The sequence below is a fragment of the Sporosarcina luteola genome, assembly GCF_023715245.1.
Taxonomy (GTDB): Bacteria; Bacillota; Bacilli; order Bacillales_A; family Planococcaceae; genus Sporosarcina; species Sporosarcina luteola_C.
Genome location: NZ_JAMBNV010000001.1, coordinates 1,325,995 through 1,346,134, shown reverse-complemented (window position 1 = coordinate 1,346,134; position 20,140 = coordinate 1,325,995). Strand labels below are relative to the sequence as shown.

The window sequence follows — 20,140 nt, the reverse complement described above, 5'->3', positions numbered from 1 at the left end:
GGCAGTGGTCACTAACAGAAAGCACCTCCCCTTGGAATACGGGGAGGTGCTTCTTATTTAAAGGATATACTGATCAATTTTCAGAACGAGCTCGGCAATTTCAGGTTTGCTCACTTGATCATTCGCACCGACGCTGATTCCTTTATGTTTCAGTTCATCAGTGATCAATGATGAGAAGATGATTACCGGTAGCAGTGCCAGGTCTTTATTCTCTCGAATCCTCTTCGTGAAATGATGACCGTCCATTTGAGGCATTTCGATATCGGTGATGACAAGTTGAACTTCATCGGAGACCTTTTTACCGTCAACTGTCAAACTTTCTAAAAACCCTAGTGCATCTTTTCCGTTTTCAAAAAACTCTATGTTCCCATAACCCGCTTCGGTTAATGTATCATTCAATAACTGACGGAGCAGCGGTGAATCCTCTGCCACAAGGATTCTCTTATTGGACCTCTCCCTCGCCCCTAGCTTTCTTACCTGTTCGACTTGAATTCCGCTATCTGGGTTAATATCAACGACGATTTTTTCGAAATCAAGCAGTAGAAGCATATCATTTTCCCGTTTGATCACCCCGATGACTTGAGAGGCATCACCTGAATATAAATCTGAAGGCTTTTCAATCTGATTCCATGAAACGCGATGGATTTGTGCAACTTCGTGGACATGGAAGACGACTTCCTGCTTGTTGAAGGCCGCGACGATATATTTCCCTTCATTCTTGCCAATTGTTTCAGGCAGACCCATCACTCTTTCCATATTAATAACGGGAAGGACGGCTCCGCGGAGTTGGATGATTCCTTCGATGGACGGGTGTGCATGCGGGATGGTAGTGATTGGTGTAGGCAGGATAATTTCTTTCACTTTAATTACATTGATGCCATAGCGGTTCTGTCCCATTTGGAATTCGACGATTTCGAGTTCGTTCGTTCCGCTTTCGAGTAAGATTCCGTCCTGTTTTTGCAATGGATTCAGCCCTTCCGATTTAACTATTATTATGCAATCGTTTCTTGTTTTTACCTATATGACGATTGTACCAGTTGGAGAATGATGGAACAATAGGAAAAGCTGTTTTCCCCATTAAGAGGAAAACAGCTAGTTATCACTTCTTGTCCTTAACTCGTTCGATGTGGATGTCTTTAACAATATCGTTTAGCACCCAGCTTGCGCAGACCAGACCTGCGACGGAAGGGACATAGGCATTTGAAGCGGGTGGCATTTTCGCTTTTCGGATTTGCGCCTCGGGTTTGCCGACGGTCTCAACGACGTCTTCTCTGACGACAATTGGACTTTCATCGGAAAACACGACTGGGACGCCTTTTGTAATGCCTTCTTTTCTCAAACGTAGTCTAATCACTTTTGCAATTGGATCGGTATGCGTTTTGGAAATATCGGCTATTTGAAAGCGGGTTGGATCAAGCTTGTTTGCAGCTCCCATGCTAGAAATGATTTTAATGCCTCTTGCTACACATTCTTTGATCAGATGGATTTTGTAGCTGATTGTGTCAGATGCGTCGATAACGTAATCAGGTGCATAACTGAAAAACTCTTCGTACGTATCTTCCGTATAAAACATATGAAGTCCAATCACTTCGCAATCCTTGTTCACATCTGCGATGCGTTCTTTCATCACTTCAACTTTAGACTTGCCAATTGTTGATAAGGTTGCCACAAGCTGACGATTGACATTTGTAATGTCAACAGTGTCTTTATCGATGAGGATGATCCGACCGACACCGCTGCGGGCACAAGCTTCGGCTGCAAACGAACCGACTCCTCCGACGCCTAGTATGGCGACAGTTGTGTTGCGCATCAAATCAATGCCTTCTTTTCCGATGGCCAGTTCATTTCGGGAAAATTGGTGTAACAATGGTATTCAGCCCTTCCGTATATGAATAAATACATACAAAACCCCTCCGCATATGCGCCAGAGGGGAATATAGTCTACCAAATGTTTGTAAAAGCATAGGAACGAATCCCGAACGTGCCGTCTTTGTTTATCGTTTTGAACCCGCACTCAGCAGGTGGGTGCTCCATCTATCTTTTCTGAAGTCCCTTTCGAGGGCATTCCATCCAAAACAGAATGACAGCTCCCTACGATAATTATGTTCGGTCAAAACTGATTTGCAAAAAACGTACACTTCAGGATTCGTATTACTTGTATCCTACCACACAGAAGATTCGTTTTCAACGAATTCACTTCAACAAATTATTACGTTTTAATTTCGATAGCTTGTCTGTTTTCCTCATTTCGACAGGATAGAAATACCCAATTCGGAAAGTTGTGAGTTATCCACAGCACTTGGAGCTTCTGTCAGCAGATCACTTGCGCTAGCGGTCTTCGGAAATGCAATTGTATCCCGGAGATTTGTCGAACCTGATAATAACATGACAATCCGGTCCAACCCGAATGCAATCCCACCATGCGGAGGCGTACCGTATTCAAAAGCATCAAGCAAGAATCCGAATTGCTCCCGTGCTTCCTCAGCAGAGAAACCGAGTGCCTTGAACATCTTCTCCTGGACATCGCGCTGATAGATCCTCAATGACCCTCCACCAAGCTCAAAGCCATTCAACACGAGGTCATATGCTTGGGCCTTGACGCTGCTAGGATCTGTTTCAAGTCCATCGACATCCGCAGGCATCGTAAATGGATGGTGGGCTGCATAGAATCGCCCTTCCTCTTCGTCGTATTCGAATAACGGCCACTCAGTCACCCATAGGAAATTGAATTGCGTTTCGTCAATCAGGTTCAAATCTTTGGCAAGCTTCATTCTTAGAGCTCCCAACGCATCAGCAACGACCGATTTCTTATCCGCGACGAATAGGAGGAGGTCACCTGCTGTCGCATCCAGGGAATTCGCCAAAGCCTCTCCCGCTTCCCCTTCAAAGAATTTTGCAATCGGTCCTTTCAATCCATCAGCGTCCACTTTTAGCCAAGCAAGCCCTTTTGCGCCATAAACGGATGCAAATTCACCCAATGCATCAATATCCTTACGTGAGTAATTATCTGCAGCACCTTTAACATTGATCGCTTTCACTTGCCCGCCCGATTCTACAGCACCGGCAAATACTTTAAAGGAAGAATCCTTCACGATCTCAGACACATCCTGCAGTTCCATGGCAAAACGGGTATCCGGTTTGTCTGAACCGAAACGTCCCATCGCTTCTTCATAAGGCATACGCTTGAACGGAGTTTCGATGTCAATCCCCTTAACATCCTTCATTACTTTCTTCATGAGACGCTCATTCAATTCCATAATGTCTTCAATGGTCATGAAGCTCATTTCCATATCAATTTGCGTGAATTCAGGTTGGCGATCAGCGCGAAGGTCTTCATCACGGAAGCAACGCGCTATTTGGTAATATCTGTCGAAGCCTGACACCATGAGCATTTGCTTGAAAAGTTGAGGTGACTGCGGCAACGCGTAAAATTCCCCTGTGTGCACGCGGCTTGGGACTAGGTAATCCCTTGCCCCTTCAGGCGTGGATTTCGTCAAAATCGGAGTTTCCACTTCAAGGAATCCTTCCTCATCCAAGAAATTACGGACAGTCTTTGTGATATCAGAACGCATTTTGAATATACGTGCAAGTGCCGGACGGCGAAGGTCCAAATAACGGTATTTCAGTCTGATCTCTTCGTTTACATCGGTTTCATCTTCAATCATGAATGGAGGAGTTTTTGCCTCATTGATAATTTGAATCTTTTCTACATGCACTTCGATTGAACCGGTTTTCACTTTCGGGTTTTTCTGTTGCTCTTGACGTTCAACGACTTTCCCAGTCACTTCAATGACATATTCATTGCGTACCGTTTCGGCAATTTCAAGCGCAGCATTCGAGAAATCCGGATTGAAAACGACTTGTACAACCCCTTCGCGATCCCGCAGATCAATGAAAATCAGACCGCCTAAATCCCTTCTTTTCTGTACCCAGCCTTGTAATGTAACCGTCTGGCCAATGACTTCCTCTGTCAATTGTCCGCAATAATGTGTCCGTTGCATATCGTTCATCAACCTTCCTTATTTCAACTGTTCTTTTATTTTTCCAATAATAATTGCATCTTCGATTTTTTCCTGGGAGCCGTCAGCCATATTTTTCAGCTGTACCGAGTTTCCCGCCACCTCATCTTCACCGATGACGATGACCGCTTTTGCATTGAACCGGTCTGCCGATTTCATCTGGGCCTTCATTTTGCGGTCCATATAGTCCATATCTGCCCGGATGCCTGCATTTCTTAGTTCATTCAATAATTTGAAGCCTTTCCGGTGAGCAGATTCCTCAAGAGTGACGATATAGACATCAAGTTCAGGTTCCTGAGTGAACGACTTTCCTTCCGCTTCAAGAGCTAACAGAAGGCGCTCTATGCTCATTCCGAAACCGATGCCAGGCGCTGAAGGACCGCCGATTTCCTCTGCCAGGCCATTGTATCTGCCTCCGCCGCATAGCGTAGTGATCGCCCCGAAGCCTGATGCGGTGCTCATGATTTCAAAGGCGGTGTGATTGTAATAATCGAGACCGCGGACCAAGTTCGGATCTAATTCATAAGCAATGCCAACTTCATCCAAATACCCTTTTACCTGTTCAAAATAAGCTGCCGATTGGTCAGTCAAATAATCGGCCAATGATGGTGCACTCTCCATCAAAGGATGTTCGCGGTCCACTTTGCAATCGAGGATCCGGAGCGGGTTTTTCTCGAGACGCGATTGGCAATCACCGCAAAATGCGCTGATATGCGGTGTAAAATGTGCGACGAGGGCATCTCTGTGTGCATTCCTTGATTCACTGTCGCCCAAAGAATTGAGTACGAGCTTCACATCCGTCAATCCGGCACGTTTGTAGACGTCCATTGCCAAAGCGATCACTTCGGCATCAATCGCGGGATCCGCGCTGCCGATTGCTTCGACACCGAACTGAACGAATTGACGGTAACGGCCAGCTTGCTGACGTTCGTAGCGAAACATCGGACCTTGGTAATACAGTTTTACCGGCTGATCGGGATATCCGAACATCTTGTTCTCGACGAATGAACGGACGACCGGTGCTGTCCCTTCCGGACGAAGCGTCATGGATCGGTTTCCGCGATCCGTAAACGTGTACATTTCTTTTGTTACGATATCAGTAGTATCCCCAACTGTCCGTTGAAACAATTCGGTCTGTTCGAAAATCGGTGTGCGGATTTCCTTGTAACGATAACTGTCGCAAATAGTACGGATGATCGATTCAACCTTCTGCCATTTCCACGACTCGGAAGGCAGGATGTCCTGTGTCCCTCTTGGCACTTTGAAATTCATTTGACTACCCCTTCTTTCAATCTGTTCTTAGCCGCAGAAATACAAAAAAGCCCCCATCCCTTGTTCACACAAGGGACGAGAGCTAATGATAGCTTCCGCGGTTCCACCCAAATTGGCACAAAATACATGCCCACTCGTACCCGGATAACGGCCGGTTCCGTCCGCACCTACTGAAGAATATTGTTCAGCACGGAGCCTCGATGGTGTTGTTCACTATATCCGTCTGCAAGGTGGATTTCAGCCACGTCCACCTCTCTCTTGTCAGCCTATGATACAGTTACTTTCCATGTCTACAGCAAATTGTGATTTTGAATTAAGACTAATCTTAGCCATTCATTCACGAAGTGTCAACCTTTTTCATTTCGATGTGGTTTTTTCTTCCCAAAACTTCTACAATGGAAAAAAGGGAGAGTGGTAGTTTGTCGAAATTAATCAAATGGCTTCTAGCTATCATCCTTTTCGCTTCAATTGTTTGCGAGATGCCGATAATTTCCGCGAAAGGCGAAACAATCATCATTAATACGAAATCCCTGAATGTACGTACAGGTCCGGGACTTACATATCCGGTCGCCGGCTCCATGAAACAAGGGGAACGCGCCGAAGTTCTGGCAACGTCCGGGGACTGGCATGAGATCAGATTCGGGTCTGGTACAGGCTGGATTGCATCGTGGCTTGTCGTAAATGAAGGTGCGAAGGAACTTTCGCCAATGACCGCCGTTTCGAAAGTGAATGCCTTGAACATTCGGACCGAGCCTTCGTTAAGCTCAGCTGTCATTGGAAAAATGAATGCAGGTGAAGCGGCGGTGATGACTGGCAGACAAGGGGAATGGGCTTCCATCGTCAAAAACGGCATGGACGGTTGGGTACATACTGATTACATTACTGAAATTCCTCAAAGTGAAAACGGTAAAAACGGTGAAAGCGGTCAAGCCGGTACAGCAGTTAAGCCAGAAGTGAAAAATCCAGAGCAATTCACTGTATCGGTCGATGCGCTGAATGTGAGGAAGTCACCGGGCTTATCGTCAAAAAAGGTCGGCTTGATACGCAAAGGGGAATCCTTCAAGATTGAAGAAATTGATGGGAATTGGATCCGGTTATCAGTAGATAAGAAATCATCCGGCTGGGTCTATTCATTCCATGGAACACTTGGGGCGAAAAGTACCGAGGGCAACACTAAAGTGGCTGCCGACAAAAAAGTGACCGTGCTCACGAACGGTACGAACCTGCGATCATCCGCAACGACTTCTTCATCGATTGTAACGAGAGTTAATGCCGGCGAGAAATTGACGGTAATCGGTGAAGAAGGCGAGTGGTATAATGTCTCACTATCTTCCGGGGAGACGGCTTTCATTGCTAAATGGGTCGTTTCAACTGGGGAGGTAGCGCAGGTGGAACTCTCGCCCGAAAAGAAGAAAACAGCCAGAGCGCCGGGCACGTTAAACGGACTTACGATTGTTGTCGATGCAGGACATGGCGGCAATGACCGTGGAACGACTGGAATGCAAGGGACAGACGAGAAACTGCTTACATTGCTGACTGCCGAGTTGCTGTCCGCCAAACTGAAGGCGGCAGGTGCGAATGTTGTCATGACGCGTGAATCCGACACGTATATTTCACTGCGCAAACGAGTATCCGTTAGCCATCAATCTGGAGCAGACGCTTTCATCAGCCTCCATTACGATGCAAATCCAGATACATCGATTACCGGATTCACAACGTATTACACACATTCCAACCAGAAATCGCTAGCAAGCTCAATCAATGATGGACTAGCGTCGACGATTACACTTCGGAATCGCGGCGCGCAGCCTGCCAATTTTCTAGTGTTGCGGGAAAATCGTCAGAATGCCATCCTCATCGAATTAGGTTTTTTATCGAATCCTTCCGAGGAGCGGGTTCTGACGACTGAAATGTTCCGTGAACAGGCAACCCACGGAATTTATCAAGGGCTGCTCGAGTATTTTGACGGAAAATAAATACGAACACCATGGAATTTCGTGATTCCATGGTGTTTTTTGTATGGAATGGAGCCCTTGTGCGATTAATGGAGCCTTTGACGGAATAATTGAGCCCTTGCGAAAAAATCGCAGCCCGTAATTTATATGGGCTGCGATCTCATTTATTTTGATTCGATTATGATCGTAACTGGACCATCGTTGACGAGGCTTACGTCCATCATAGCGCCGAACACACCAGTTTCAACCTTCAAGCCTTGCTCACGGAGCGCTTCGTTGAAGTGATTCCAAATGGGTTCTGCCTTTTCCGGTCTTGCCGCTTCAATGAAGCTTGGGCGGCGCCCTTTTCTCACGTCTCCATAGAGCGTAAATTGGGAGACGGAAAGGATCTCCCCTTCCACTTCATCAATTGACCGGTTCATCTTCCCTTCTTCATCTTCCCAAAGCCGGAGACCTGCAACCTTCTTTGCAATATAGTCTGCGTCCTGCTCCGTATCTTCGTGCGTGATTCCAACAAGGAGAACATAGCCTTTCCGAATGGATCCGGTCACTTCACCATCGACCGTTACGGAAGCATTTCCGGACCTTTGTAATACGACCTTCATGCAAACCCTCACACTCCTGCTTAATGGATCACCCGCTGCACGGAATAGATATCGCGTATTTGTTTAATGCGGTCGACAATCCTATGCAGATGGGAGATATCCGTAATTTTTATCGTCATGCTGATTTTCGCAAGTTTGTCCCGGTCCGCTTTCCCGCTCACCGCCACAATCGGTGTTTTCGAATCCGCTACCATCATCATCACTTCATTCAGAAGGCCTTGGCGGTCAAATGCGGAAATTTCGATATCCACTTGGAATTCCTTGCGTTCATTATTCATATCGACCGCCCATTCAACTTCAATGAGCCGGTCATTGTCTTCATCGGTTAGGATGTTCGGACAGTCAGCGCGGTGTACAGATACGCCACGGCCTTTTGTGATGAAGCCGACAATCTCGTCACCCGGTATCGGATTGCAGCATTTCGACAGTCGGATGAGCAGATTCTCGAGTCCTCTTACGATAACCCCCGACTCTGTTGTCCGGACAGGCTGAGGCGTTTTCATATCGGATACGATTTTATCAATTGCTTCTTGTTGATCACGCTCACGGCGGATTTTTTCCGCAAGCCTGTTGACAACTTGCTGTGCGGTGATTCCATTCGATCCTACCGCAGCATACATGTCCTCTTCTGACGTAAAGCTGAATTTGTCTATCGCCCGCTGAATGTTTTCAGTAGTTAGGACAGCTTTCAGATCGAATTCCTGGAGCCTAACTTCCCGCTCGACGAGTTCAGACCCCTTCGTAATATTCTCTTCCCTCAATTGCTTTTTGAAATATTGACGTATTTTATTTCGCGCCTGCGATGTGTTAGCGATTTTCAACCAATCGCGGCTCGGTCCGAATGATTGTTTTGATGTGAGGATTTCGACAATATCGCCCGTGAATAACTCTGTATCCAACGGGACCATTTTGCCGTTCACTTTTGCACCGATCGTCCGATTCCCCACTTCCGAATGGACCCGGTATGCAAAATCGATCGGTACCGAGCCTTGTGGGATTTCAATGACATCCCCATCCGGCGTGAAAACATACACCATATCCGAAAATAGATCGAACTTTAATGATTCCATGAATTCCTCTGCATTGGAGGATTCATTTTGGAATTCAAGTATTTCGCGGAACCATTTCAATTTGGAATCAATATTATCCGGTTTTTCCGAAACGGTTTTCCCCTCTTTATACGCCCAATGTGCCGCGACCCCATATTCTGCAATCCTATGCATTTCCTCTGTACGGATTTGGACTTCAAGCGGATCGCCAGCTGGCCCGACTACTGTTGTATGGATAGATTGATAAAGGTTCTGTTTCGGCATTGCGATATAATCTTTAAATCTTCCCGGCATCGGTTTCCATAAGGTATGGATGATTCCAAGCACCGCATAACAATCCTTAATGCTTTTCACAATGATGCGAATGGCAAGAAGGTCATAGATTTCATTGAATTCCTTGTCTTGCAGGATCATTTTGCGGTAAATGGAATATAGATGCTTTGGCCGGCCATTAATTTCTGCTTCGATGCTCATTTCAGCTATTTCCGTCCGTATTGTATCCATGACATTCAATAAATACTTTTCACGTTCATCCCGTTTTTTCTTCATCATATTGACGATTCGGTAATATTGCTGAGGGTTCAAATAGCGAAGCGCAGTGTCTTCCAGTTCCCACTTAATTGTGGAAATTCCGAGCCGATGTGCAAGCGGTGCGAAAATATCAAGAGTTTCAGCTGCAACTCTCCGCTGCTTTTCCTCCGGGACATGCTTCAAAGTCCTCATGTTATGGAGACGGTCAGCGAGCTTGATAAGAATGACTCTGATATCCCTCGCCATCGCAATGAACATTTTACGGTGGTTCTCTGCCTGTTTTTCTTCATTCGACTTGAATTTCAGCTTTTCCAATTTCGTCACGCCATCGACAAGCATTGCCACTTCTTCACCGAAGACGCGTATAATGTCCTCGCGGCTCACGTCGGTATCTTCCACGACATCATGGAGGAAGCCCGCGGCGACTGTAGAAGGATCCATCTGCAATTCTGCTAAAATTCCAGCCACTTGAATTGGGTGAAGTATATACGGTTCCCCCGAACTTCTGAATTGCCCTTCATGAGCAGCCTTCGCTGCCTCATACGCCTTTTTGACGAACGCGACATGCTGTTCATTCATATATGAGGCAACGATTTCAAATATATCTTCTGCCGTCATGTCACGATTTTTCGCCATCATTCTACTCCTTTCGACTAATTCCGCAAAAAATTAAAGATAATTCTATTGTATGTATAAACAGATAAGAATGTAAAGCCCTATGGATAAAAAAAGATCCTCCGCTCATCGCGGAGGGTCTTACATCAATAGGTCATAAGTGCTTGAATATCATAACCTTTAAGTTTTTCACGGCCGTTCAAATACGACAACTCGATCAGGAACGCGCAACCTGCTACTACTCCACCGAGTTTCTCAACAAGTTCAACTGTAGCGCCTACTGTCCCGCCCGTTGCAAGCAGGTCGTCAACAATCAATACACGTTGACCAGGCTTGATGGCATCTTTATGGATCGTCAATGAATCCTTGCCGTATTCAAGGTCGTACTCAACTGCTATTGTCTCGCGCGGTAATTTCCCAGGTTTCCGGACCGGTGCGAAACCTACTTCTAATGCGTACGCAACAGGACAGCCGATGATGAACCCCCTAGCTTCGGGACCGACGATAATATCCGTACCCACTTGCTTAGCAAATTCGACAATCTGATCGGTCGCATATTTATAAGCTTCCCCGTTATCCATAATTGTCGTAATATCTTTAAAGCTAATGCCTTCTTTCGGATAGTCTGGGACGATTGTCACAAAACTTTTCAAATCCATAATTGTTCCTCCCTATTGACGGTTTCTTTGCAAATTTCATCGAACCACTTTTTCAAATCCATATATGGCGCGTAGACAAGCATCTGTTCCAATTCAATCTGATGCTCTCTCTGTTTATAAGATGGAGCTTCGGAAAGACTTTTCTTCTCTGCATCTTCGATTACAATGGCAAGACCATTCTCTATCTTAACAAATCCAAGCTCGGAAAACACCTTTGTCATAAAATAAATTGTATCGACCTTCCAACCTTTATGCTTCGATAAATCCTGTGATTGCTTCCGCAAGTCAAACGAACCACGCTTTTTCAAAAAGCTATAATACCAACCGAAGTGCTCGCGACTTGGAATCCCTTCGAAATACAATGATTCATTGACAAAGAAATGAGCATAGACCCTTTTCGGGTTCGTCCTTTCGATCAACTCTTTCATTTGCTCTGTATCTGAAGGCAAATCCAATACGATTACATGATCGGTTTCCGACAGTTCCGTTTGCCCGAATTGATGGATCTGTACATTTTTCAAGATTGGCTGGAAAAAGGCAATTGACGTTTCTTGAAAGGCAATAAATAAATTATTTCTGTCCGGTATGACAGAAATCCAACGATTCGGTTCACGAATGCCACGCAAGTCGAAAAGCTGTCGATCATTCGACTGGAGATCGTCGAGCAACATCTGCGGCTTTTTACGTCCGTTCCATTCATTCACCTGTAAATCCCCGGTGACGGACATCTTGACGCCTGGGCTCATTTGGTCGGCGATTTCCCCGTACCCGAAACCGATAACATCTAGTGTATCCACCCCATCAGACAATTCAAGTTTCAAATGGTTTTTCGCTGCGCCTATCTTTCTAACGGATGACGCCGAAAGGTTCTCAATTAAAAATACAGGCTTCTCGAACGACATGCCAAATGGCCGGAGCAATTCCATCGCTTCCAACACGTCAACATCTATTTCACCGATTTCAAGTGGAACATCGATCTGCAACTGCGGTGTAAGCATTTCATCCGTCAAGCTTATTTTCCCTTGATCATTCAATCGGTTGCGGAATTCTGCCACATCCTCAACTGACAACGACATGCCCGCCGCCATTTCATGACCGCCGAAATGAGGCAAGAGATCTGCAGTTTTCGAGAGCTCTTTGAATAAATCAAAACCTACAATACTCCGCCCGGAACCTTTTGCTGTTCCCGTCTCGAGGTCTACGGACAGGACAATTGTCGGTCTGTAATACTTTTCGGTCAAACGCGAAGCAACGATACCGACGACACCTGGATTCCAGCCTTCCCCAGCAATGACGATAACATAAGGAAGCATATCACCATACATATCGACCAAGGCCTGCTCCGCCTCTTCCGCGATTTTCGTAACGAGCGCCTGTCTTTCTTTATTCAATGTATCCAATTGTTGGGCTATGCTCATTGCTTCCATCTTATCTTCCGTCTTCAACAGATGAACAGCAGGGTCTGCACTTCCTAGCCGCCCTGGCGCATTCAATCGTGGCCCAATCATGAAACCGAGCGACTCCTCAGTAAGTGTTCGCTGTTCAGTCCCGCTCACTTTGACAAGCGCCTGGATTGCTGGCCGCTCAGACATCCGCATCCGCCGGATTCCTTCCTTGACAAGGAACCTATTCTCACCCTTCAAAGGAACGAGGTCGGCGACAGTGCCGATTGCTGCGATTTCATACAGTTCTTCAGGTATTTCACCTAGCAATGCACATGCCAGTTTAAACGCGACGCCAACGCCCGCAAGTTCACCGAAAGGATAATTGCCTTCAGGATGCCGCGGATGGATGATGGCGTCTGCAATCGGAAGCTTCTCGCCTATTTCATGGTGATCCGTCACGATGATATCCATTCCGATGGATTTGGCATGCGCGACTGCCTCCAAGCCGGAAATGCCGTTATCGACAGTGATAATAAGCGAAGTCCCCGCTTTATGCAGTTCATCGAATAGATCGATATTTGGTCCGTATCCATGTTCAAAGCGGTTCGGGATAGCGAAGTCAACGTTCGCACCAAGCTGTTCAAGGGCGGTCGTCAATACAGTGACGCTCGTCACGCCATCCGCATCATAATCACCATAGATGGTAATCTTTTCACCTGCTTCTATCGAATGATGAATCCGGTTAACCGCTTTCTCCATATCGAACAACAAAAACGGATCATGAAGACAACTTTCTTCCATATGTAAAAAGGTCTTAGCTTCCTCCACATCCGAAAAGCCCCTGGAGACAAGGATTTTAGCATGGATTGAAGGAATACTAAGCTCTTTCATAAATGTATTTACGATTGTTTCATCGGGACGATTGACCGTCCATGTTTTCATCGATTCTATCAAAATGGCTCACATCCTCTATGCCCATTATATCGGAAGAGGGCACACTCTTAAAGGGGTAAGCGAATCGTCTTCAAATTAATGCATAAAAAAACACCCGTGCAAGGGTGCTTACATTTCTCCTTCGATTTTATCTACATTTGGAGGAGGGTCCACAAGGTGTTGCAATGCCGCAATTTCATTTTGCTGAGAGGCAATTAATATCTCTTTTGCAGTCATTTCCTTTTTCAGTTCATTGATTTGCCGATTGGTATGAATGGATCTGAACATAGCCATGAAGCCGCTGATGGCTGCACCAAGCAGTGCTGTAAAAAGAATGACGAGGATGAGTGGCAGATGCGCTTTTCCGAACAAGTAGTTCACTTGGACGGATTCAATATTGAATATGGCGAACATGGCTATGATGATGGCGAAAAGAATACTGAGTATCAACGACCATTGCATCTTCATATCTTCCCACCTTCCTTTTTGTAAACAAAAACAGGATATACACATAGGTATACCCTGTTCCTTGGAGGTTTAAAACGTCTTTGGAGCTGCAGCCATCAGACTACCGGCTCGTCAGAACCCCATTGTTTTTTCTCTTTTTCAACTTTCAATGTACCTGTTTTTTCAAGTTCCTTCTTCTTCAGGTCAAACCAGATTTGAGCTGAGATGAAGATGGAAGAATACGTTCCTGCAAGCAAACCGATCAGCAAGGCGATCGAGAATGGACGGATCGCTTCCGCTCCAAGTGCGATCAATGCGACTACGACAAAGACGACTGTCAAGACGGTGTTCACCGAACGCCCCAATGTTTGACGAAGTGATCTATTGACGATGTCCGCCAATTCTGTCGCACTTTCAATTTTACCTCGCTTATGAAGGTTCTCCCTGATACGGTCGAACGTTACAATCGTATCGTTGATCGAATATCCGACGATCGTCAAGACGGCGGCGATGAATGTGATATCCACCTCCAGCCTCGATATGCTGAATACCGCAACCATGAAGAATGCATCATGAATCAGTCCGATAATGGATGAAACTCCCATGCGCCATTCAAAACGGAATGCGACATAGACGACAATTCCAAGGGCAGCGACTAGTAATGCTTTCAACGCATTTTCCGCAAGTTCTTTACCAACTGTATTGGAAACTGTTGAAATATTCGGGTCAGCACCGTAGTGAGCCTCGAGATCTTTTTTGAACTTATTGACAGTTTCCTGCTTGAATTCTTCCTTGTAACGCACAACACCGATATTGTTCGTATCTCCAGAGATAACGATATCCGTTGCCGGGTGGCCAATTTTCTCAAGGGTGCTTGAGATTTCCTCAGCTGTTACAGGGGTGTCCGATAAGATTTCAACACGTGTACCACCTGCAAAGTCGATTCCAAGGTTTAATTTGAAGACCCCTAGAACAATTATGCCAGCAATAATCAATGCCATCGAAACGACATAGAATTTCTTACGGGCACGAACAAAGTCAAACCGATCGAATTTCGTTGTTAAATCAAGCGTATCCACATCTTCTTCAGGTGCGTGGACCCGTTTTTTCGAAATCCCGAATAGTCCTGTCTTGCCATCAAGCATCCCGCTATTGACGAGAAGACCTAACAATAGACGTGAGCCCCAAACAGCGGTCAAGAAGCTGACGAGGATACTGATGATTAACATTGTTGCAAAGCCTTTGACGGAACTTGTCCCGAATATGAACAAGACGACAGCTGCTAGCAAAGTTGTAATATTGGCATCCAAAATGGCAGTGAACGCAGATTTCGCACCTACCGAGAAAGCCGACTTCACTGATTTCCCAACACGGAGTTCTTCTCTAATCCTCTCGTACGTCAGGATATTCGCATCGACTGCCATACCGACCCCGAGCATCAGAGCTGCAATTCCCGGAAGTGTAAGGACTCCGTTAATGCCCGTGAAGACAGTAAGGATCAGGTAAATATAGACGGATAGTGTAACAACAGCCACAAAACCAGGTACACGATAATAAACCAGCATGAAAAGGAAGATTAACGATATACCAACGATTCCAGCGAAAATTGTTTTATCCAAAGCCTGTGCACCGAATTGAGCGCCAACAGAAGTAGAGTAAATTTCTTCAAGATGGACTGGGAGTGCGCCTGCATTCAAAATCCCAGCTAAATCCTTCGTTTCATCGACTGTGAAGCTTCCATTAATTTCAACATTGGATGAATTGATGACTTCATTTACAGAAGGAGCGGAAATGAATTTAGGTTTTTCCTTCATTCTTTCCTCTTTGTATGAATCGACACCTTCTTCAAAGTCCATCCAGATGACCATTACGTTTTCGGGTGCTTTAGCTTTAATTTCAGCTGTCACTTGTCCGAATTTATCCGGGTCTTTCATTTCGAGTGTAACGACAGGATTACCATTTTGACCGAAGTTGGCTTTCGCCTTTCCTTCTTTCAAGTCATCTCCATCCAACATCAGATTGTCGTCTGCATCCCTGAATGTAAGATTTGCTTGTGTAGACAAGAGCTCACGCGCAGTTTCCTGATCTTCCACACCTGCCAATTGAACGCGAATCCTGTTATTGGATTCGACTTGGATGACCGGCTCATTTACGCCAAGCACGTCGACACGGTTACGTAACGCACCTGCTGTATCGGCCACGACGTCTTCCGTAATTTTCTGGCCTTCTTTTCCTTTAAGCGGCTTGACCTCGTAAAGGACTTCAAAGCCCCCTTGCAGATCTAGACCGAGACGTACATCTTTTATAATCGGACTTACTGTAACGCCTATCAAAGATCCCAACATGACAAGCAGTAATAGAAACGCTACAATCCGGCTTCTTTTTTTCATAAATTAGTTCCCCCTCTGTACGTGGAGCGTTGAGAAGATTGCTATGTACAGTTTTTAAGAAAATACAACACTCCAATTATGAAACAGAGATTTGCATCTGTCAAATACTTGGACATCATGTAAACTACGAACATTACTTGTTTTTAGGCGAAAGAAGCAGTTGCAATTCATCGCTGTTCAAATCAGAAAACCAATTTGAACCCCTTTGTTCCTCGATTTGGGTATAGGTCATGAATTCCGCAGGCGTCAATGACAACACGCCGTTTACAATCTCATGGATGCGCATCGTAGACACATTGTTTTTCCGCCATTTTTTACGTATGCAGTATTTCCATATTTCTTCATTCGTCACTGTTGGATAGCCATAAAGGCGGAATTCATCTCTTTTGCTCTGAATAGCAGGCAAAGCATGTTTAAATATCTGTTCGAACTGTATTGTCACCTTCTCCATCCCTTTCCCGTTCAGTCGTAAATAGACAATCCTATGCATAGATTTAGTGTATACGAAATGACCGGAATTGAGAAGGAGTTGTTTTTATTGTCCACTTTCATCCGTGGAACTGCCATACTGATGGTTGCCGTTTTCATGTCCAAGCTATTGGGATTCGTTTATCGAATCCAATTCATGCGGGTGGCCGGTGAAGAAGCGGTCGGGATTTACATGACTGCCTATCCCGCTTTCATTTTCTTTCTGTCACTCGTCCAACTTGGGATACCCATTGCGGTTGCAAAAGTGATTGCGGAGTTGAAAGTGAAAGGGGAAACTGCAAAACTTTCTGCAGTAATGAGGACGGCGACGTTCATTACGATTTTCACGGGAGCGATTTTCATCCCGCTGTCCATTTTATTTGTCCCGTATTTATCTGAAACTTTATTGGGCAATGCGGCTTCTTCCACAACCTTGTATGTAGCTATTGCCATCATTCCGATTGCCTCTGTATGCGGATTAATCAGAGGATATTTTCAAGGGATTGTTAGAATAGAAGAAACGGCATGGTCTCAAATCATCGAACAGTTGTTCCGAATCGTCTTGATAACATGGCTGTTGCCAATTGCGCTCGTGCCTGATAACAACCCGATGAACGCTGCCTATGCAATGGGCATCACATTACTTGCGGAAGCGTTGTCGGCTGCTTATCTTTGGTTCAAATATCATCAACATAAACGACAAGATAGAAAGCCGGTTGCAAAAAAAGAGCGATATCCGATGGAGCCGCTCCTTTCCATTGCGCTGCCTTCTTCGGGAAGCAGGCTCTTCGGCACATTCACATGGTTCCTTGAACCGATCATTTTTCTGCGCGCCCTCTCAATGGCTGGGGTCGGGGCAGTAGCCGCAACATCGCTCTACGGCATCATTTCGGGCGTTCTCATTCCTTTGCTGCTCTTCCCCTCATTCATCCCTTACGCGCTGTCTATCGTTCTTGTGCCAGCTGTGAGTGGGGCTGCCGCTTCAAGCAACAAGAAAAAACTCCAGGAACGGATTCACTTGGCATTGCGTCTTTCCGCTTTGACAGGTGCCTTTGCTGCGGCTGTATTTTACATTCACGGACAGGCGCTTGCCGAGAAGCTTTTCCATATTACCGAAGGCGCTTCCTATATGTCATTACTTGCACCAATTTTTTTCTTTTACTATATCCAAAGCCCATTGTATTCCATTTTGCAGGCGACCGGTGATGCGAAAGCCGGAATGATGAATTCGGTATATGGAGGCATTGCGAAATTGGGTGTCATGTTCATATTAGCCTCCCAACCAGGACTGCAGGAAACAGGGGCCGTACTCGCCATCGGATTCGGAGTGCTTGTCACTTCATTCCTCCATATCGCGACTTTGCGGAAAAATAAAGCCGCAGCTGCCGGTTTCACAATGTTTGCTCTGCCTTATGCATCCTTCATCCTGACAGCGGTCATTCGGCCCATCTTCATCCCGATCGGGCAGTTTGGTTTATTGACGGAATGTATCATTACAACGGTATTCCTTCTTGTCATTTTATTGCTTTTCGGGCAAGTGAAGAAAAATGATCTCCACATGATTAAAAGATTGACGAAAATTTACTGAAAGCCTTTCTTTAACTGGAAGTGCAGTTTCCCTTTTTCTAAGGAACAATAAAAAACTTGTCCCACGTCAATCACACCTTGCTCTTTCAACTCTTGAACGAGCCAATCCTCCGATTTACCGACCATTTTGACGTGGCGGCTTTGGATGACTCCATCTGAAATGAGGGCAAGAACCGGCTGGGTGTTTTCGTGTGTGAAAACTGACAAATTTCCTGAAGGCTCCAGATAGGCATAGGAGACATCTTTTATGGATCCGATTTGCTGCTCACGAAGCTGCTGGAACAAATCATCCAAATTGTATCTTTGCTTTCTCATTTCTTCTTCTTGGATCACTCCATCTTCTATGATCAACGTAGGGTCTCCATCGACGACATCCCGGAATTTTTTACTCTTTAAAGATAGGAATGAAGTGAGCAATTGGATGCCTAGCAGAAGAAGCACCGGGAAGATTGAGTGGCTCAACTTCTTATCGGGTGATTCCAATGCAACCGCTACGACTTCCGCCATGATGACAAATACAACAATATCGATGACACTCAATTCGCCAACTTCCCGCTTTCCCATCATCCGGAGAATGATGAGAATGAACACATATAAGAAAATCGTCCTGAAACCGATGATTATGAAATCATTCATAACGTATCCCTCCTTATGGGGAAAGCATGCCTTTTCCCAATCAGGAATATACGCAAACGAAAAAGAGGTGGTTCACAGTTTCTTCACTGTGGAACCGCCTCTTTGAACTTAAACGTGATTAAGATGCATCGACAACGCGACCGACAGCTTGTCTATCGAATTGCAAAGTTGTGCCGTCTGCGACTTTCAAAAATACGGAAGTGTCGTCAACAGCATCGATCACGCCGTGAAGACCGCCGATTGTAATGACTTTATCGCCACGCTTCAAACTCTCTTGCATTGACTTTGTCTGTTTTTGCCTTTTTTGTGCAGGTCGAATCAATAAGAACCACATGATTGCGAACATTGCAATAATCGGAAGCAACGTACCTAACATATCACCATTCATTTTATTCCCCCCTCTACTCGGTTTATTATACAAGATTCAAAAGTTTTTTGCATTTGGTTTGTTAAATCCGTATTGTTCAAAAAATTCTTCCCGGAAATCGCCGAGCCGGTCGTTGCGGATCGCTTCCCTGATCTGCTCCATCAAACGCAGCAGGAAGTACAGATTGTGATAGGATGTCAACCGGATGCCGAACGTTTCATTTGCACGGACCAAATGGCGGATATATGCCCGGCTATAGTTTTTGCACGTATAGCAATCGCAATTCGGATCCAACGGGCCGAAATCTCGCTCGTATTTTGCATTTTTCACGACGAGACGGCCTTCGCTCGTCATCAACGTACCGTTCCTTGCAATTCGGGTTGGCAATACACAGTCAAACATATCCACCCCGCGGATTGCCCCGTCGATCAAGGAATCGGGCGAGCCGACGCCCATCAAGTAGCGCGGTTTGTTTTCCGGCAATAAAGGAGTCGTAAATTCAAGAGCACGGTTCATGACATCTTTCGGCTCACCGACAGATAATCCACCGATTGCATATCCGGGGAAGTCGAGTGAAATCAGGTCTTTCGCACTCTGTTTTCGAAGCTCCTCGAACTCTCCTCCTTGCACGATTCCGAAAAGCCCTTGATCCTCTGGACGCGCATGCGCTTTTAGACAGCGCTCCGCCCATCTGGACGTTCTCTCCACACTCGCTTTCATATATTCGAATGTAGCAGGATACGGAGGACATTCATCGAAAGCCATCATAATGTCCGAACCGAGGTCATTTTGGATTTCCATCGCTTTTTCAGGGCTGAGGAAAAGCTTGCTTCCGTTTAAATGATGGCGGAAATGGACGCCTTCCTCTTCGATCTTCCGGAATTCACTTAGTGAAAATACTTGGAACCCACCTGAGTCCGTCAAAATCGGCCGATCCCAGTTCATGAATTTATGGAGACCGCCCGCTTCTTTAATAATGTCATGTCCCGGACGGAGCCAAAGGTGATAGGTGTTGCCAAGGATGATTCCTGCGCCCATCTCCTTTAATTCCTCAGGAGACATTGTCTTTACCGTCGCCTGTGTCCCGACAGGCATGAATGCCGGTGTTTCGAATGAACCATGCGGCGTATGGACGATGCCGAGCCGCGCTCCAGTCTGCTTGCATGTTTTAATATGTTCGTAAGTAATTGCTGCCATTTAATACGATCCTTTCCATTCTGGG

At 45.7% G+C, this 20,140-nt stretch carries 16 protein-coding genes, 1 other RNA gene and 1 other annotated feature; of the genes, 2 read left to right on the top strand and 15 right to left on the bottom strand.

The genetic code is table 11. The features are described 5' to 3' along the window. Window positions 1-57: 57 nt before the first annotated feature. The 5 genes from M3152_RS06265 to hisS all read right to left on the bottom strand — a co-directional run bounded on the left by M3152_RS06265 (window position 58) and on the right by hisS (window position 5,291). A complete protein-coding gene (locus M3152_RS06265; protein WP_251694324.1) occupies window positions 58-963 on the bottom strand; it encodes a chemotaxis protein in 906 nt (301 codons plus the stop codon). A gap of 136 nt (window positions 964-1,099) precedes the next feature. Then, window positions 1,100-1,867, bottom strand: a complete 768-nt coding sequence (locus M3152_RS06260) for a tRNA threonylcarbamoyladenosine dehydratase (RefSeq protein ID WP_251694323.1) — start codon at window positions 1,865-1,867, stop codon at window positions 1,100-1,102. A 101-nt stretch (window positions 1,868-1,968) separates the two neighbouring features. Then, a non-coding RNA gene (gene ssrS / locus M3152_RS06255) (6S RNA) lies at window positions 1,969-2,149 on the bottom strand. A gap of 94 nt (window positions 2,150-2,243) precedes the next feature. Further along, window positions 2,244-4,001 carry an aspartate--tRNA ligase gene (aspS, locus tag M3152_RS06250; protein WP_251694322.1) on the bottom strand — a complete coding sequence of 586 codons (1,758 nt, stop codon included), beginning with the start codon at window positions 3,999-4,001 and terminating at the stop codon, window positions 2,244-2,246. 18 nt (window positions 4,002-4,019) lie between these two features. Continuing rightward, window positions 4,020-5,291 carry a histidine--tRNA ligase gene (hisS, locus tag M3152_RS06245; RefSeq protein WP_251694321.1) on the bottom strand — a complete coding sequence of 424 codons (1,272 nt, stop codon included), beginning with the start codon at window positions 5,289-5,291 and terminating at the stop codon, window positions 4,020-4,022. A 68-nt stretch (window positions 5,292-5,359) separates the two neighbouring features. Next, window positions 5,360-5,593: a binding site (T-box leader), on the bottom strand. Between the two features lie 117 nt (window positions 5,594-5,710). On the opposite strand from hisS, the gene M3152_RS06240 reads away from it, so the two are divergent. Beyond that, on the top strand, window positions 5,711-7,267 hold the full coding sequence (locus tag M3152_RS06240) for an SH3 domain-containing protein (RefSeq protein WP_251694320.1): 1,557 nt from the start codon (window positions 5,711-5,713) through the stop codon (window positions 7,265-7,267). 143 nt (window positions 7,268-7,410) lie between these two features. Here M3152_RS06240 and dtd read toward each other — a convergent pair whose 3' ends face one another. The 7 genes from dtd to M3152_RS06205 all read right to left on the bottom strand — a co-directional run bounded on the left by dtd (window position 7,411) and on the right by M3152_RS06205 (window position 16,302). Beyond that, window positions 7,411-7,851, bottom strand: a complete 441-nt coding sequence (dtd, locus tag M3152_RS06235; RefSeq protein WP_251694319.1) for a D-aminoacyl-tRNA deacylase — start codon at window positions 7,849-7,851, stop codon at window positions 7,411-7,413. Between the two features lie 20 nt (window positions 7,852-7,871). Then, a complete protein-coding gene (locus M3152_RS06230; protein WP_251694318.1) occupies window positions 7,872-10,067 on the bottom strand; it encodes a RelA/SpoT family protein in 2,196 nt (731 codons plus the stop codon). Between the two features lie 125 nt (window positions 10,068-10,192). After that, the gene (locus M3152_RS06225) at window positions 10,193-10,705 is read right to left on the bottom strand and encodes an adenine phosphoribosyltransferase (RefSeq protein ID WP_251694317.1); all 513 of its coding nucleotides are present in this window, start codon (window positions 10,703-10,705) and stop codon (window positions 10,193-10,195) included. Continuing rightward, complete coding sequence (gene recJ / locus M3152_RS06220; RefSeq protein ID WP_251694316.1) at window positions 10,696-13,044, bottom strand: single-stranded-DNA-specific exonuclease RecJ; 2,349 nt, start codon at window positions 13,042-13,044, stop codon at window positions 10,696-10,698. Before recJ ends, M3152_RS06225 begins: the two co-directional genes overlap by 10 nt. A gap of 108 nt (window positions 13,045-13,152) precedes the next feature. Beyond that, window positions 13,153-13,491 (bottom strand): LapA family protein, encoded by a 339-nt coding sequence (locus tag M3152_RS06215; protein WP_251694315.1) that lies wholly within the window; start codon window positions 13,489-13,491, stop codon window positions 13,153-13,155. Window positions 13,492-13,586: 95 nt separating this feature from the next. Continuing rightward, window positions 13,587-15,860 carry a protein translocase subunit SecDF gene (gene secDF / locus M3152_RS06210; RefSeq protein ID WP_251694314.1) on the bottom strand — a complete coding sequence of 758 codons (2,274 nt, stop codon included), beginning with the start codon at window positions 15,858-15,860 and terminating at the stop codon, window positions 13,587-13,589. 133 nt (window positions 15,861-15,993) lie between these two features. Beyond that, window positions 15,994-16,302, bottom strand: coding sequence for a post-transcriptional regulator (locus tag M3152_RS06205; protein WP_251694313.1), 309 nt, complete (start codon window positions 16,300-16,302; stop codon window positions 15,994-15,996). A 66-nt stretch (window positions 16,303-16,368) separates the two neighbouring features. Between M3152_RS06205 and M3152_RS06200 the strand changes: the two genes are divergently transcribed. Beyond that, on the top strand, window positions 16,369-17,916 hold the full coding sequence (locus M3152_RS06200; protein ID WP_251694312.1) for a putative polysaccharide biosynthesis protein: 1,548 nt from the start codon (window positions 16,369-16,371) through the stop codon (window positions 17,914-17,916). Here the strand turns inward: M3152_RS06200 and M3152_RS06195 are convergent. The 3 genes from M3152_RS06195 to tgt all read right to left on the bottom strand — a co-directional run bounded on the left by M3152_RS06195 (window position 17,910) and on the right by tgt (window position 20,115). Then, a complete protein-coding gene (locus M3152_RS06195; RefSeq protein ID WP_251694311.1) occupies window positions 17,910-18,551 on the bottom strand; it encodes a DUF421 domain-containing protein in 642 nt (213 codons plus the stop codon). The genes M3152_RS06200 and M3152_RS06195 overlap by 7 nt on opposite strands. 118 nt (window positions 18,552-18,669) lie before the next feature. Further along, window positions 18,670-18,939, bottom strand: a complete 270-nt coding sequence (gene yajC / locus M3152_RS06190) for a preprotein translocase subunit YajC (RefSeq protein ID WP_251694310.1) — start codon at window positions 18,937-18,939, stop codon at window positions 18,670-18,672. Between the two features lie 36 nt (window positions 18,940-18,975). Next, a complete protein-coding gene (gene tgt, locus M3152_RS06185; protein WP_251694309.1) occupies window positions 18,976-20,115 on the bottom strand; it encodes a tRNA guanosine(34) transglycosylase Tgt in 1,140 nt (379 codons plus the stop codon). Window positions 20,116-20,140: the final 25 nt, after the last annotated feature.

Bases quoted from the DNA above. Each gene is read 5' to 3' on its own strand.
- aspS (WP_251694322.1), bottom strand. From the start codon at position 4,001: ATGCAACGGACACATTATTGCGGACAATTGACAGAGGAAGTCATTGGC.
- hisS (WP_251694321.1), bottom strand. From the start codon at position 5,291: ATGAATTTCAAAGTGCCAAGAGGGACACAGGACATCCTGCCTTCCGAG.
- dtd (WP_251694319.1), bottom strand. From the start codon at position 7,851: ATGAAGGTCGTATTACAAAGGTCCGGAAATGCTTCCGTAACGGTCGAT.
- M3152_RS06230 (WP_251694318.1), bottom strand. From the start codon at position 10,067: ATGGCGAAAAATCGTGACATGACGGCAGAAGATATATTTGAAATCGTT.
- M3152_RS06225 (WP_251694317.1), bottom strand. From the start codon at position 10,705: ATGGATTTGAAAAGTTTTGTGACAATCGTCCCAGACTATCCGAAAGAA.
- M3152_RS06215 (WP_251694315.1), bottom strand. From the start codon at position 13,491: ATGAAGATGCAATGGTCGTTGATACTCAGTATTCTTTTCGCCATCATC.
- secDF (WP_251694314.1), bottom strand. From the start codon at position 15,860: ATGAAAAAAAGAAGCCGGATTGTAGCGTTTCTATTACTGCTTGTCATG.
- M3152_RS06200 (WP_251694312.1), top strand. From the start codon at position 16,369: ATGACCGGAATTGAGAAGGAGTTGTTTTTATTGTCCACTTTCATCCGT.
- M3152_RS06195 (WP_251694311.1), bottom strand. From the start codon at position 18,551: ATGAATGATTTCATAATCATCGGTTTCAGGACGATTTTCTTATATGTG.
- yajC (WP_251694310.1), bottom strand. From the start codon at position 18,939: ATGAATGGTGATATGTTAGGTACGTTGCTTCCGATTATTGCAATGTTC.
- tgt (WP_251694309.1), bottom strand. From the start codon at position 20,115: ATGGCAGCAATTACTTACGAACATATTAAAACATGCAAGCAGACTGGA.